Annotated in this window: 8 protein-coding genes; 2 read left to right on the top strand and 6 right to left on the bottom strand. The window is 48.6% G+C overall.

Features of this window, described 5'->3' with window-relative positions:
• Positions 1-121 precede the first annotated feature (121 nt).
• Entirely contained in the window at positions 122-2,158 is a 2,037-nt protein-coding gene (locus V8Q34_RS07510; protein ID WP_335835170.1) for a glycoside hydrolase family 127 protein, read from the bottom strand.
• Positions 2,159-2,359: 201 nt separating this feature from the next.
• On the opposite strand from V8Q34_RS07510, the gene V8Q34_RS07505 reads away from it, so the two are divergent.
• Positions 2,360-3,208 (top strand): helix-turn-helix domain-containing protein, encoded by an 849-nt coding sequence (locus tag V8Q34_RS07505; protein ID WP_335835169.1) that lies wholly within the window; start codon positions 2,360-2,362, stop codon positions 3,206-3,208.
• Positions 3,209-3,215: 7 nt separating this feature from the next.
• Here the strand turns inward: V8Q34_RS07505 and V8Q34_RS07500 are convergent, their stop codons facing one another.
• Positions 3,216-4,196 (bottom strand): N-acetylmuramoyl-L-alanine amidase family protein, encoded by a 981-nt coding sequence (locus V8Q34_RS07500; protein WP_335835168.1) that lies wholly within the window; start codon positions 4,194-4,196, stop codon positions 3,216-3,218.
• The gene (locus tag V8Q34_RS07495) at positions 4,193-5,068 is read right to left on the bottom strand and encodes an AraC family transcriptional regulator (protein ID WP_335835167.1); all 876 of its coding nucleotides are present in this window, start codon (positions 5,066-5,068) and stop codon (positions 4,193-4,195) included. The genes V8Q34_RS07500 and V8Q34_RS07495 overlap by 4 nt, the downstream gene beginning before the upstream one ends.
• Before the next feature lie 146 nt (positions 5,069-5,214).
• On the opposite strand from V8Q34_RS07495, the gene V8Q34_RS07490 reads away from it, so the two are divergent.
• Entirely contained in the window at positions 5,215-6,525 is a 1,311-nt protein-coding gene (locus tag V8Q34_RS07490) for a glycoside hydrolase family 27 protein (RefSeq protein WP_335835166.1), read from the top strand.
• Between the two features lie 1,375 nt (positions 6,526-7,900).
• Here the strand turns inward: V8Q34_RS07490 and V8Q34_RS07485 are convergent.
• The 3 genes from V8Q34_RS07485 to V8Q34_RS07475 all read right to left on the bottom strand — a co-directional run bounded on the left by V8Q34_RS07485 (position 7,901) and on the right by V8Q34_RS07475 (position 14,028).
• Complete coding sequence (locus V8Q34_RS07485; protein WP_335835165.1) at positions 7,901-9,550, bottom strand: DUF2264 domain-containing protein; 1,650 nt, start codon at positions 9,548-9,550, stop codon at positions 7,901-7,903.
• A gap of 10 nt (positions 9,551-9,560) precedes the next feature.
• Positions 9,561-10,700 (bottom strand): glycoside hydrolase family 88 protein, encoded by a 1,140-nt coding sequence (locus V8Q34_RS07480; RefSeq protein ID WP_298076496.1) that lies wholly within the window; start codon positions 10,698-10,700, stop codon positions 9,561-9,563.
• Between the two features lie 97 nt (positions 10,701-10,797).
• On the bottom strand, positions 10,798-14,028 hold the full coding sequence (locus V8Q34_RS07475; protein WP_335835164.1) for a family 43 glycosylhydrolase: 3,231 nt from the start codon (positions 14,026-14,028) through the stop codon (positions 10,798-10,800).
• Between the last annotated feature and the right edge of the window lie 26 nt (positions 14,029-14,054).

Raw genomic sequence — 14,054 nt, 5'->3', positions numbered from 1 at the left:
TTATATAATCCGTGTTTTTTCTTCTTTCTTTGACTGAGTACATTATAATCGAATCATCCCTGAAAAAAAATGGATTATTTTTCGATTTTATGTGATATTTTTTTCTTTTTTACGCCTTTTTCTATTTTTCCTGTCTGACCCAAACGGTCATTTCATTTTCTCCCCGGTTTGCCCAGACATAATATGGTATGAAACGCAGCTTAACCGGTTCCTTCACAGCCGTTTTCAGAGGATGGTACAGGCCCTTTCGTGAAGTCTGTACCTGCTGCCTGAACCCATCCATGACAACAGCGATCACCTGCTCCCCGGCAACTGTAAATTCCTCAGTCTCTGCCTCTTTGCCGCAGTCCAGCGTCAGCAGGTGCAGGTCCGTACCATTGTCAGCCTCCTCCAGACAGTATACCATGGGGCCTCGTGTCACAGCCACTTTGCCGATATCCTCCCTGACTCTCGGGTCTGCCTCCATGATCTTCACATCCATGGCAAACTTAAGGGATAAGCGCTCTTTCGGCTGCCAGCATCTTGTCACATACAGATATCCGTCTTTTCTGGTACACTCACTGTCCCTCACCCCTTCGATGGAGAATCCGGTATCTCCCTCCCCGCACCAGTCGGGTATGCGGAGGGCTATGGTAAATGGTACCGATTCCCCGCTCACCTCTATTTCCACCTGCCCGCTTTTGGGAAGCTTTGAGGATACTGTAATGGTGAGTTCTTTTCCGTTTACCTGTTTTTTAATGATACTTCCCATGTAGAGGTGCACGAACAGGGTATCCTCTGTCTCCGTGTAGGCGTAAGAGCTTATGGAACTCAGCATTCTTGCCAGGTTGGGAGGGCAGCATGCACAGCCGAACCATTTCTGACGCACCGGCTTTACATGGGCTTTTCTTTCATCCATGCGGCAGGCCTCCGGGTTTACTTCCAGCGGATTTACATAGAAGAAGCTTCTGCCGTCCAAAGCCATACCGCTGAGCACACAGTTGTACAGAGCGCGCTCCATCACATCCGCATATTGTGAAACAGGCTTGATCTCCAGCATTCTTCTCGCCAGAAATACAAGGCCGATGGCTCCGCAGGTCTCCGCGTATGCCGTGTCATTCGGCAGGTCATAGTTAAAGGAAAACGCCTCCCCTATGTGTGTGCCGCCTATGCCGCCCGTAATATACATCTTGCGTTCCACCATACTGTCCCATAATTTTTCACAGGCGTGATAAAGGCTTTCATCCTGTGTTATCCTTGCCATATCCGTCATCCCTGCGTAGAGATAAACCGCGCGCACCGCATGCCCCACGGCTTCGTCCTGCTCACGTACCGGGATGTGTGCCTGATTGTATGCATAGCGGAGGCCGTCCGGAGAATTTTTGACGCACTCCGGATGCTCTTTATCGAAATAGTATGGTCTGGCTCCTCTTTCATCTACAAAGAAACGTCCCAGGTTGAGATATTTTTCATTTCCTGTCACCTCATACAGACGGACAAGGGCCATCTCCGCTATTTCATGCCCCGGATAGCCCTTGCATTTTCCTTCCTCCGGTCCGAAATGTGCTGCGGCATAGTCCGCATATCCCATGGCCGCTCTCAGCAGCTTATCTTTTCCTGTAGCCTGATAGTAAGCCACTGCCCCTTCTATTAAATGTCCCAGACAGTAAAGCTCATGGTGGTCTTTCAGATTTGTAAATATTTTATCCCTGCCGTTCAGGATATAGTAGGTGTCCAGGTAGCCGTCCTCCTGCTGGGCCGCGCAGACAATGTCAATGGCAGCGTCCGCTGTCTTTTCAAGCTCCGGGTCCGGGTGCTGGGTGAGGGAATATCCCACCGCCTCGATCCATTTATAAAAATCACTGTCCTGAAATACAAATCCGTAAAATTTATCTTCCAGATGCTCCGGGTCCTCGGGAAGCGCCTCAAAACCGCGGAAGGTGTAGGACGGCTCCTGATACGCATCCCCCATCTCTTTTCTTTCCAGATTTTTCTTTCCGGCTGTTTTAAAATTTCTCATGCAGTAGCTGGGTGCCGCACCCTCCACCCGGTCATTCAGGGCATCCCACTGATAAGGAAGCATTTGGGTCCTCACCAGCTCCATCTCTTTTTTCCAAAAATCATCGGTTACCTGTACACTTCTAAGGGAAAGCGGTCTGCTGAAATCCTGTCTGTTCATGTGATTCATCCTCCATCTGTTTCTGTTTTTGAATCCCGGCATGGAAGCGCGGACCCCAAATAAATTTTTGGCCACGCCCGGGAATGTACCGTATTGTTCTTGTCATGGTAAGTGTATCAAAACTACATTCCCATATCCATTGCCAATGAGGAACATAACATGTATAATATGGAAAACGTCATCAAAAAAGGAGGGAGTCCCATGCTGCTTTTAGAAAAAATGGCACATCGCCGGATCACCAGCGCCAACTATATCACATCTGTAAACGGTATGGTCCACCCTGACCGTATTCTTGCAGAACATGATTTTCTCTATATGCTGGATGGAGAATGGGAGATCATAGAAGACGGGCATATCTATGAAATGCACCGGGATGACCTGCTGATCCTCAGCGCAGGAAGGCATCACCGGGGTGAAAAACTCTGTAACCCCGGAAACAGGCACATGTATTTTCACGTACTTCCCACGGCTGCTGAAACAGGCAAAAAAAATGACATGGAAGAAATGGAATCATCCAAGTTTCTTCCATGCCATACCCTGCTGCACTGCCGGCACCATCCGCATATCCGCATGTATTTTGAGGAACTCATATCTGTCTTCTGGTCAGACAGCCCGGAAAAACTCTGCCGCCTCTCCCTGCTTTTCAACCTGCTTTTGTGTGAAATCGCAGAACTGCATACAGTTTCCGGGGACAGGCAGCCCTCTGACCCGCTGGTAGAGGAAGTATGCAGGCAGATCCAGTCAAATCCTCAGACTTTTTACACTGCCGGGGAAATGGCGGAGGCGCATTTTATCTGTGCCCGCACCTTGAACAACCGCTTCCGGAAAGCCTGCCAAAAAACGTTCTACGCTTACCAGATGGAGACCAGACTGGAAATGGCTGGGCATTTCCTGACGCACCAGCCGGAGGCTACTCTCCATGAGGCTGCCGTCAACTTTGGGTTTTATGATGAATTCCATCTGAGCAGGGCCTTTAAAAAGCATTTTAAAGTATCTCCCTCGCAGTTTCGGAAATCTCATGCCGTGGGCCGTACCAGCCCTTTGCCGTAAACTACCGTTACGGGCTGAAATAGGCATCGATACCGTCCGCAATCCCCTGTACCATATTTTTCTGCATATCAGGGTCCTGCATTTTCTCGTCATCGCTCTGGTTGGTCATGAAACCCATCTCCAGAATGGTGACCGGTACTGTGCTCCAGTTGATCCCTGTCATATTGTCATAGAGTCTTACGCCGTTGTTCCTGATTCCCGTTGCCTGGCAGTAAGCATTGATGATATTTTCACCCAGCCTGCTGCTCTCCTCATGAAGCTGCCCCACATATGGGTTCTCGGCAGATGGAATCATGGTCATGGCACCGTTTGCGCTGTTGTCCTCGCTGCCGTCCGCATGAATCCTGACCAGGATCTGGGCTCCGTTTTCCGTGGCAATCTGCGCGCGCTCCACATTGCTTACGGCTGTGTCGTTGTCCTCCCTTGTCATGATCACCTCATATCCCCGGCTCTGAAGCTCTGTCTGAAGCTGTTTGGAGACTGCCAGGGTCAGCTCATATTCGGGAACTCCGGTGTAGACGCCCTGGGTGCCTGACGCGAATTTATCCTTCATCTCTTCAGAACCCGGGCCAAGGGGTTCTGTACCGCCTGTATCTGCTCCGGGGCCCTGGTGCCCGGGGTCGATGGCTACTTTTCTTCCGTTACTCCTCGGTTCTGCGGCGGATGACGCTGCTGTATCATCGGCATCCCGGGCATTTTTTCCGGCTTCAGCAGACAGGCTGTCTTCTTTTGTTTCCCCGTTTTGGCCCGCTTCTGCGGTATCTCCTTCAGCCGCCTCCAACGCGCGCTTTTCGGTTTCCTTTTTCAGTTCCTCCAGCTCCTTTTCCATAGATTCGGAGGATTTCTGCATTTTGCTTATCTGTTTGTCCATGCGCTTCATCTCCTGCTGAAGTGACCTGCTTTTCTGCGCGCCGGTTACGGCAAGGACCGCCAGCACGGCGGCCAGCACAAAAATCAAACTGCCGAAGATCATTCCCATTTTCTTCATTCTCCCATTCCTTTCCTGCTGTATTTACTGCCATTGCTCTCCCTGTAACTGCCGGGGCTTATGCCGACATGTTTTCTGAATATTTTGGCGAAGTAATTCCCATTGGAAAACCCATTTGTTCTGGCAATGCTGTCAATGCCGTGCTCCGTTCCCAGCAGGTCATTCATAGCTGACTGCAGGCGAAGCCCTGTAAGATAAGCCAGAGGTGTTGTCCCCATCTCTTCCCTGAATGCCCTTGAGAGATGTGCCGGGGAGATATCCAGCCTGGCTGCCAGCTCCTCTATTCCGCCAAGCCTCCTGTACTCCTCCTCCATAATCTCCGCTGCCTTCTGTACAGAGGAGCTTTTCTTCTGCGTAACCGGATGCTCCGTTTCCCTTAAAAGGGCGCAGAGAAAACGGTACAGAAACTCACCGCCTTCGTATTTTTGCAGACGCTCCCCGCTTGTCAGGCGCTTCTGCAAATGCAGGGCCATGCGGACAGGGGGACTGTTCTCATCCAGGGACATGATATCCGGACATATGTGTTTTATTTTTCTTATAAAAGGCAGGGCCGTGTTTCCCTGAAAATGCAGATACAGAAACTCCCACGGCTCTTCCCTGTCATGTTCCAGAAAGTATCTGCTTTTTTCCGGGAACTGTATGAGAAATCCCCGGCCGCGTCCTACGGTGTGCCTGAACCCGTTTTTCTCATACACACCCTCCCTCAAAAGCGTGTACTGGAAAAGAAAGCCTTCGTACCCCGGCCTGCTGTCATTTATAAAATCATATGCCTCCCCGCACCGACGCTCCACACCGCCGTCCAGAAGGACAAGCGGCTGTTCTTCCATGTCATCCTGATTCAGGACACCGAAGATACCCCTGTTGTACTCCATCAAAAATTTACCTCTTCATATCAAATTTCTATTCTTTTGTTTTTTGCACACTCTTATTATAATTACTGATATAGGATAAGTCAAAGGAAACAATAGAAGTCAAATTTCTACCTATTTTCGCGTATCACCAACATCAGGAGGTTCTTATGAATAAAAACAGTTTCGCCAAGGTTCCGCCTATGGGCTGGAACAGTTATGACTATTATGACACAACGGTAAATGAGGAACAGGTAAAGGCCAATGCCGATTATATGGCTGCTCATCTGAAGGATTTCGGCTGGGAGTATATTGTGGTTGATATCCAGTGGTATGCCCACAAAGCCGGTTCTATGAGGGAACAGTTCCAGTATATCCCGTTCTCGGAGCTGGAGATAGACGAGTATTCGCGCCTGCTGCCTGACCCGGAGCGTTTCCCCTCTTCTGCAGACGGAAAGGGATTCGGCCCTCTGGCCGAATATGTGCACAGCCTGGGACTGAAATTCGGCATTCATATCATGCGGGGAATCCCCCGTATGGCAGCCCAGAACCATATGAAAATAAAGGGGAGTGACGTGACCGCCGATATGGCTGCCAATCCCTCCTCCATCTGTCCCTGGAACCCCGACATGTACGGACTGCATAACTCTCCCGCAGGACAGGCTTACTATGATTCTCTGCTGGAACTGTATGCCTCCTGGGGGGTGGACTTTATCAAATGCGATGATATCTGCAACACCTGCAACCAAAGCCCCCACCGGGAAAATCAGTATAATGCTGCCCATGAAGTGGAGATGCTGGCGAATGCCATCAAACACTGCGGCCGCCCCATTGTATTCTCCCTCTCCCCGGGCCCCGCTCTCATAGACAGGGCATGGCATTATGAGAAATATGCCAATATGTGGCGCATAACAGATGATTTCTGGGATGAATGGAAATACTTAAAGGATATGTTCCGCCGCTGCGAACTGTGGCAGACACAGGTTTCCGAGGGATGTTATCCTGACTGCGACATGCTCCCCCTTGGCTGGATTGGAAAAGGATTCGGAAAGGAACGGATGACAAACTTCACCAGAGAAGAGCAGCGTACCATGATGACACTCTGGTGCCTCTTCGGCTCGCCCCTCATGCTGGGCGCAGAGCTGACCAAAATGGATGACTGGACACTGTCCCTGCTCACCAACCGCAGAGTTCTGGCACTTCTGCCGCCCTCCTGCCGACCCAGACAAATTTGTCTGGATGAAGAGAAGGCTGTCTGGATTGCCTGTGATGAAAAGGAAGGGACTTTATATATTGCTCTGTTTAATTTAGGAGACAGGGAGGCTTCTGTCTGTGCCAGCCTGGATGAAATCGGAAAGGAATTTCATGGGGATGTGGATCTCACCGATTTGTGGGATGGAACTTCCCGCAGAAGTGTAAATCAGGAAATAAGCGCTGTGCTGCCTGAACACGGGTGTGCGGTGTATCAAGTTTCTATGTAAGACTAAAGCTTAACAGGACAGCAGTCAAACGTGAAAATTGAATTTTATGTTTGGCTGCCGCCCTGTTTTTCATATGCCTTGATTTCTACTTTGTTTGACTGCACTTCTTTCCGTCTTTGAAATTATTTGTTTCATTAAGATTCTGACTTGAATTTTTGGGGTACTCAAACGTACTTTCGGCTGATGAGATTTTATTTCTTCTGGTTGGTAGAGCCTTATCTGTGTTTTCATTGTTTCTGGCATAGATTTTTTCCTGTTTACCTATAATTTTCTCCTAGTGATTGCTCTTTATCTGCTTTTCTAAGTTTCCGGCATGGATTTTTTCCTGATTTACCTATAATTTCTTCCTAGTGATTGCTCTTTATCTGCTTTTCTAAGTTTCCGACATGGATTTTTTCTTGATTTACCTATAATTTCTTTCTGGTGATTGCTCTTTATCTGTTTTTTCTTAGTTTCAAGCCTGGATTCCTTCCTGATTTACCTATAATTTCTTACTGGTGATTACTCTTTATCTGCATTTCTAAGTTTCCGGCATGGATTTTTTCTTGATTTACCTATAATTTCTTTCTGGTGATTGCTCTTTATTTGTTTTTTCTTAGTTTCAAGCCTGCCTTTCTTCCTGATTTACCTATAATTTCTTCCTGGTAACGGGATTTTATCTGTTTTTTCTTAGTTTCAAGCCTGCCTTTCTTCCTGACTTACCTATAATTTCTTCCTGGTGATTGCTCTTTATCTGTTTTTTCTTAGTTTCAAGCCTGGATTCCTTCCTGACTTACCTATAATTTCTTCCTGGTGATTGCTCTTTATCTGTTTTTTCTTAGTTTCAAGCCTGGATTTCTTCCTGATTTACCTATAATTTCTTTCAAGTAATGGAATTTTATCTGTTTTTTCTTAGTTTCAAGCCTGCATTCCTTCCTGATTTACCTATAATTTCTTTCAAGTAATGGGATTTTATCTGTTTTTGCTTAGTTTCAAGTCTGCCTTTCTTCCTGATTTACCTATAATTTCTTTCAAGTAATGGGATTTTATCTGTTTTTGCTTAGTTTCAAGCCTGGACTTCTTCCTGATTTACCTATCATTTCTTCCCAATAATTGCGCTTTATCTGTTTTTCTAAGTTTCTGGCATGGATTTCTTCTTCATTTACCTACAATTTCTTTTCCTTTTTTAGTCGTTAAATATATTCCCAGAAATTTATGCTCTGATTGTCCTTTCAGTTTACATAAGATCCCAAACAATTTCTCAAACCCACTCCCCAATATAAAGCAGCCGGGCCCGGCCATCCATTTCTCTCCTTCTGTTCACACGGAAGAACTGATGGTCAGGCCCGGCATCTGAAAAGTCAGTACCACCCGGCTGTGCTTTATAGAATAAAACTTAATACAACACTTCTGTCTCTATCTTATTTATCCCTTTCTTAATCTCATATCTCACAACCGGGATCACTGTCTTACTGTGGATCAGATTCGTATTCGGGTCCGGCTTTACCAGCATAGGTTCTCCGCCACCCAGCAGGCAGCGCACCTCACATCCCTCCCCTTCTCCCAGAGGCAGCGCAAAGCCGGCATCATAAGCTATGCACTCATATTCACTCTCAATCACATGTATCCTTTTATGTCCCTCACGGGCAGGAAGGATTTCAGACTGTACACGAATTCCCGGGAGTGGGGACCAGACGGAAACCACATGTTCTTTTGTCACCTCATAATTCTTGGCCTGCCCCCGGATAAATATGTGCCCCAGCACTTCAAAAGACAGCACACTGTCCGGTGCAGCCTCCTGGAAATTTACCGGGGAGCGCATGACACTGAATCCGTATTTGGTAGAGTAAGCAAACTTTGCGTACTTTTCCTCCGTATGTCCATGCACATGCCCAAATGTCCGTCCCCCGGGAAGTGCCACAACATTGCCGTCCGCCCTTCTCTGTATGATCATATCCGCCTTCTCCAGATATTTTTCTTCTTCCAGCTTCGGAAGCGGCGCTGCCTCACAAGCCCAGAAGGGGTCATCCTCAGGGAGGGCAAGACACGCAAAAATCTTCATGGCCCAATAGGGCGACTGCGGGGAGTTATAGCTCTCTGTCATCTGCAGATTAGGATAACAGTACCCGATAGTCATAAGACCTGTATGGTCAAAAATAGGCTGTTTCATCCAGTATTCCAGATGACGGACAATGATTCCCTTCATCACCGGCAGCGGCAGCGGCTCAATGTGTGCCATGATACAGGCGGAATAAAAAGCCGCCTGCGCAAAACGGTAAGTCAGGGATCGTCCATAGGGAAGGGCACTGCCATCCTCTGCAAACCAGTATACAAAGTCCTTTCCAAACGCCTCTGCCCGTTCCAGGTAACGCCTGCAACGCTCCGGTTCTTCCTCCTTCATGACCATTGCATACACGATCCCGTAAAACTCCATGGCAAAAGGAACATAATAATCCGCCTGCCCGTTCTCACCGTCCAGATACCATCCTCCGCCGATATAACAGGATTCAATAAACTCCAAGCTATCCTCCATCCCCTTCTTATCATACGGCATTCCGGCTTTCTTAAGCGCCGTATTCACCAGAATATGAAAGAAACGCCAGTTACAGTCACAGCATTTATTGCGGTTAATCTCCCAGAGCCATACACTTACCTGTTTTTTCTCTCTTTCTGTCAGCGGCTCCCAGATTTTCTCACGGGCAAATAAAATGGCAAAGGCAATGGCGGCCATCTCAACCAGCTTCTGGTCATAATCCCCGCATTTTCCCCAGTATTCCGAAGACGCAGGGTCTGTGCCGGATACAAGACCTTCTCTGTATATTTTTTCAAATGCGTCATCACTTCCGCCCCCTGCCCAGAAAGCAGCCAGTCCCCAGAGCGGGCGAGAAAATCCCTCCATCCAGGCACTTTCATCCGGGTAATGGGCACTGGTGCATCCAATGTTCAGGCGTGCCTTTCCTGTACTGTAATACGGTTTCAGCGGTTTTAAAATAGTAAGCATCAGATCTGCAAAATCCTGTCTTGTGTTCAGCTTTCTCTCTACCATTACTCTCCTCCTACCAAATCCAGAAGTCTTTTTCCATCAGCCGCAGCACCGCCTCAAGAAAGAAATAATCACCGTAAATAATAGGCACCTGACGGTTTTCTCCCTCGTCATGATACGCCACTTTTCCCATGCCCAGGACTCCGTCCTCCTCAGGATTCCAGTTACAGAAATGCTGCTCCATTGCCTTAAGAATCCGAAGAGCACTCTTCTCATACAGGGCTTTTTCATTCTCCGGCACGTGTTTTGCTATCTCAAGAAGGCCGCAGGCCGCACAGGCACCTGCTGTGGAATCGTAATACAGCGGTTCTTCCGGCGCTCTGAAATCACACAGCGGAAGATACTCCGTAAGGGAGACATTGGCAATAAAATAGTGGGCTGTCTGCTTTGCCGCATCCAGATATTTCTGTTCCTTTGTGTGGGCATAGCTGATGGCAAAACCATAGACTGCCCAGGACTGGCCTCTGGACCAGGAAGACCCCTCCGCGCAGCCCTGCCCTGCCGGTGCCTCCAAAAGCTCTCCTGTCAGCGGATCCAATATGGCTATGTGATTACAGGAGCCGTCCGGACGCAGTATTTTCTCCATGGCCGTGTCCGCATGTCTTCTGGCAACAGCATCAAACCGAGGGTCCCCTGACTCCTCAGAAGCCCAGTAGAGAAGGGACAGATTCATCAGGCAGTCTATGATCATCCACCCGGTTTTATCATCATTCCAGGCCCGGATAAAATTGCCCAGCACATTGAACCTTCCTGCCAGCAGATTGGCTGCATGCTGACCTCTGATATAGGATGCATGATTCCCTGTGAGCCTGTAATCTGCCACTGCTGTGTGCATCCACATAAATCCCACATCGTGATAAAGTCCCTCATATTCTGCCAGGGACCGGTCCAGCCGTCTCTCCGCGTTTTCAGCCTTTTGGCGGTAGATTTCTTTCCCCGTGGCGTGATACATCTGCCACAGGATACCGCCCCAGAAGCCGTTGGTCCACCAGGCAATATCCCTTTCTCCCCAGTCCTCCTCATAGTGTCCGTTCTGTGGAATGTAGGGAATTTTATCTCCCAGTCTTTCACATTCCTTTTCTATCTTTATATCAAATTTTGCAAAGGTCTCCTCCAGCCATTTACAGTCTGATTCTGATAAAAATTTCTGCATTCTTCTGTTTCCTCCATGTCTCTTTACAGCCCGCTGTCTGCAATATAATTCTGTCAAAGCAGTATGTCTGAATATCTCCCGGTCTTATAAATCAGCTCTACGGCCGTACCTGTACCGGCTTCATTCTGCCGTCCGTTCCGAATTCCACCCGGTCAATACATGTCTCGCGGTGATACCCTTTGCCCTCAGGATAATCACTGACTGGAGTGGCAAAACGGTGATACGCCATATAATAAATATCCTCCTGCGGCTCCCTGAAAATGCAGTGATGGCCTGTTCCCAGCACACCGGCTCCCGGCCTTTTCTCCAGTACCGGATACAGGTATTTCACAGGCCCGTAAAGGCTGTCGGAAATACCGTAATTTACATGGTAATCCTCACTTCCCGTATCGTCACACGACCAGGTAAAATGATAGATGCCTCCTCTTTTCAGAACTGTCACAGCCTCCCTGAAATCCTCTGCCCCTTCTAGGTTTTTCATGGTTTCCGGGCAGATATGAAGCAGGTCTTCACTTAATTTTACAACAGCCGGACTGCCGTTTCCGAACAGCATGTACACCTGTCCATCCTCCTCATAAATGGATGGGTCTATCACCTGGCTCATCTTTACACCTGCTGCCTGTACCATTTCGGGAGTCAGCAGAGGTTTGGACTGTGCCCGGTATCCGGATGCGGGAGAACTGCTTACCGCAGCACCGATACAGGATACTCCATCCGGCCTTTTCGCGCAGAAATAAAAGTAAAACAGACCGTCCCTCTCAAAGACAGCCGGGGCCCATGCTGAGCCTGCCGACCATGGAACCTGCTCCGAGGCAGCATCCAGAATGACGCCCTCATCTTTCCATCCCCTCATATCCCGGGATGAGAAGGCATGGAACTGTGTTCCCGACCAGTTGGCAAAACCATCTGTTGTGGGGTAGAGATAGTAGGTATCTTGATATTTCAGCATATCCGGATCTGCATAAAGTCCGGGAAGTACAGGGTTTTGTCTGCGGTGAAGTCTCAAAATACACAGAGACTCCGGTTTTATGTCAACTTCAAATACGGGACTGTCAAACGCAGCTTCCGCCGCATCAGGTCTCACCAGTTCCGGGTGTTCAAAGGTATTTCTGTCGTCCCTATGATATCCTTCTATCCTGTATATACGCCCTGTAAAGCGGCTGTTTTCCTCACCCTCCAGACAGATCTGCACCTTCTCTTTTCGGGGCAGGACATTTACCATTTTCACAATAATATCGCCTGATTTTCTCTCCCGGCTGCTGGTGATATAGACTGGCTCTGCAGCAATGGGACACACCTCTGTCTCCTGCTCTGCCGCGCCGTCTACATAGGTCTCCACCCTTCTGCCCCGTACACGGATCTCCAGGTCATAATTCCTTCCGGCTTCCACGCTTCTCGTGCGCTGGACCAGACAGGAATTCCTGCCGTTTATATCCTCCCCGATTATAGAATCCTCATTGGCCCATCCGCCAAGTCTCCAGAACACACGGTTTTTCTCATCCTGCTGTCCGAAACTGACGGTAAAGCCTTTTTTGCCGCTCAACTCCCTGGCATGGAGTCGGATGGTATAATTCCGGCTGTCAACAGATGTAATTTTTTCCCTGGAACGTTCAGGACTCAGCACGGTTCCCCGGCAGGTATGCTGCTTTTCTGTGTCCTCCTCTGTGATCACAATATTCTCAAATGCCACCCGTGATTCATTGGCCTCCAGGACAATATCGCCCGGAAGGCTGTCAGGATACCGGCTCATCATTACAGAAGGGCCTTTCTCAGATATTTCCTGCGCAAGAACCACATCCCCGTGATGGTTCATGAAGAGTTTCTGCACATGATAACTGGGCGATGGCACTGCCGTGCAGTTGTCCAGCCATATCATATCCGGTCTCCAGTTTTCATAATGTAAATGGCAGAAAAGCGGCGCATAACATGCCATTTTTACCGCATGGGCGGCGTTCTGCATCCCCACCATATAAGAGGCTTCGGCCAATGCATGAAACCAGGTATTATCCTGAGAAGCATATTCCCCTAAAAATACTTTGGGGCCGTTTTCCGGAAATGCATCATAGCGGTGGTGATTCGTAATAAACCACTCCGGTGCCTGGTAATAATGTTCATCCACCAGGTCTGCCCCCACCTCCCTTGCGGACTGCCATCCTCTGTCATATTCCTTTCCCGCCGCGAACGGGCCGCTGGTTCCGATGATCTTTATCTCAGGATATTTCTCCCTGAGTGCCCTGTGAAAAAGAGGATACCGCTCAAAAAACGGTTCTCCCACCTCCTCATTCCCAATGCCGATATATTCCATATGAAACGGTTCCGGATGACCCATAGCCGTACGTCTGCTGCCCCAGTATGACTCCGCATCTCCGTTGGCAAATTCAATGAGATCCAGTGCATCCTGAATATATTCTTTCAGCTCATCTCCCACAGCCGCCTCATGGGTGTGGGGATTATAACCTCCCGGAAGCACCGGAACAGGCTTTGCGCCCAAATCCTCACACAGCAGAAAATACTCATAATATCCCAGACCCATGGTCTGATTATATCCCCAGTTATTTCTGCAGGAAGGACGGTTTTCCACAGGACCGATGGTGTTTTTCCACCGGTACAGACTATCTCTGTCCCCTGCATGAAGGGAACCGCCATGGACCAGACAGCCTCCCGGAAAACGCAGAAATTTTGGATGCATTTCTTCCAAAAGCTGCACCAGATCTCTGCGCAGACCGTTCTTTCTGTTCTTATATGTATGTGCCGGAAACAGGGATACAAAATCAAGCTCCACACACCCGCTGCCCTTTGCCGTCACAGCAAGTCTCCCCTGTCTGTCATCAAAAGGAGCCCGGAACGTGAGCTGGTATTTTTCCCACTTATCCGTAATATCAATGGCCTGGGAAGTATATATGTCCCCTGTCCGGGAACGCAGAGATATCACTAACCGATCACAGTCTCCCCGCTCCTTTCTGGCATAACAGGAGAAGTTATAACATGCTCCCTTTTCATAGAAAATCCCCGGATGGAATCCGTGATTACACACACCTGTGTCCTCTCCCTCTTCGAGTATTTCCATCACCAGATAGTGCGGATTTTCGGAGAAAAGACCATGTTCCTTCTCCACGCGAAGCTCTGTCTTTCCTCCCTTTTCTATCTTCTCCCAGGCAGTCAGTCCGTGATAGTCCGGATTGTCCACAGAGCAAAATTCAAATGCCCGGTTTTGGATCAGTTCCGCGTATAATCCTCCGTCTGCCGCATGGTTTAAATCCTCAAAAAAGATGCCGAACAGGTCCTGCATATCCGCCTTTTCTGCCCTTGTATTAATCTTTACCTGCATATTGTATTCTTCCTTTCCTGTAACCT

Origin of the sequence: Blautia sp. JLR.GB0024 (assembly GCF_037000545.1) — a bacterium.
In the GTDB taxonomy this organism is placed as follows: Bacteria; Bacillota; Clostridia; order Lachnospirales; family Lachnospiraceae; genus Blautia; species Blautia celeris.
Note: the sequence above shows the minus strand (reverse complement) of the source record. Positions and strands in the feature narration are given on the sequence as shown.

What these genes read in the sequence shown, in the direction of transcription:
- V8Q34_RS07475 (WP_335835164.1), bottom strand. Translation starts at nt 14,028, where the DNA reads ATGCAGGTAAAGATTAATACAAGGGCAGAAAAGGCGGATATGCAGGAC.
- V8Q34_RS07510 (WP_335835170.1), bottom strand. Translation starts at nt 2,158, where the DNA reads ATGAACAGACAGGATTTCAGCAGACCGCTTTCCCTTAGAAGTGTACAG.
- V8Q34_RS07505 (WP_335835169.1), top strand. Translation starts at nt 2,360, where the DNA reads ATGCTGCTTTTAGAAAAAATGGCACATCGCCGGATCACCAGCGCCAAC.
- V8Q34_RS07490 (WP_335835166.1), top strand. Translation starts at nt 5,215, where the DNA reads ATGAATAAAAACAGTTTCGCCAAGGTTCCGCCTATGGGCTGGAACAGT.
- V8Q34_RS07500 (WP_335835168.1), bottom strand. Translation starts at nt 4,196, where the DNA reads ATGAAGAAAATGGGAATGATCTTCGGCAGTTTGATTTTTGTGCTGGCC.
- V8Q34_RS07480 (WP_298076496.1), bottom strand. Translation starts at nt 10,700, where the DNA reads ATGCAGAAATTTTTATCAGAATCAGACTGTAAATGGCTGGAGGAGACC.
- V8Q34_RS07485 (WP_335835165.1), bottom strand. Translation starts at nt 9,550, where the DNA reads ATGGTAGAGAGAAAGCTGAACACAAGACAGGATTTTGCAGATCTGATG.
- V8Q34_RS07495 (WP_335835167.1), bottom strand. Translation starts at nt 5,068, where the DNA reads ATGGAGTACAACAGGGGTATCTTCGGTGTCCTGAATCAGGATGACATG.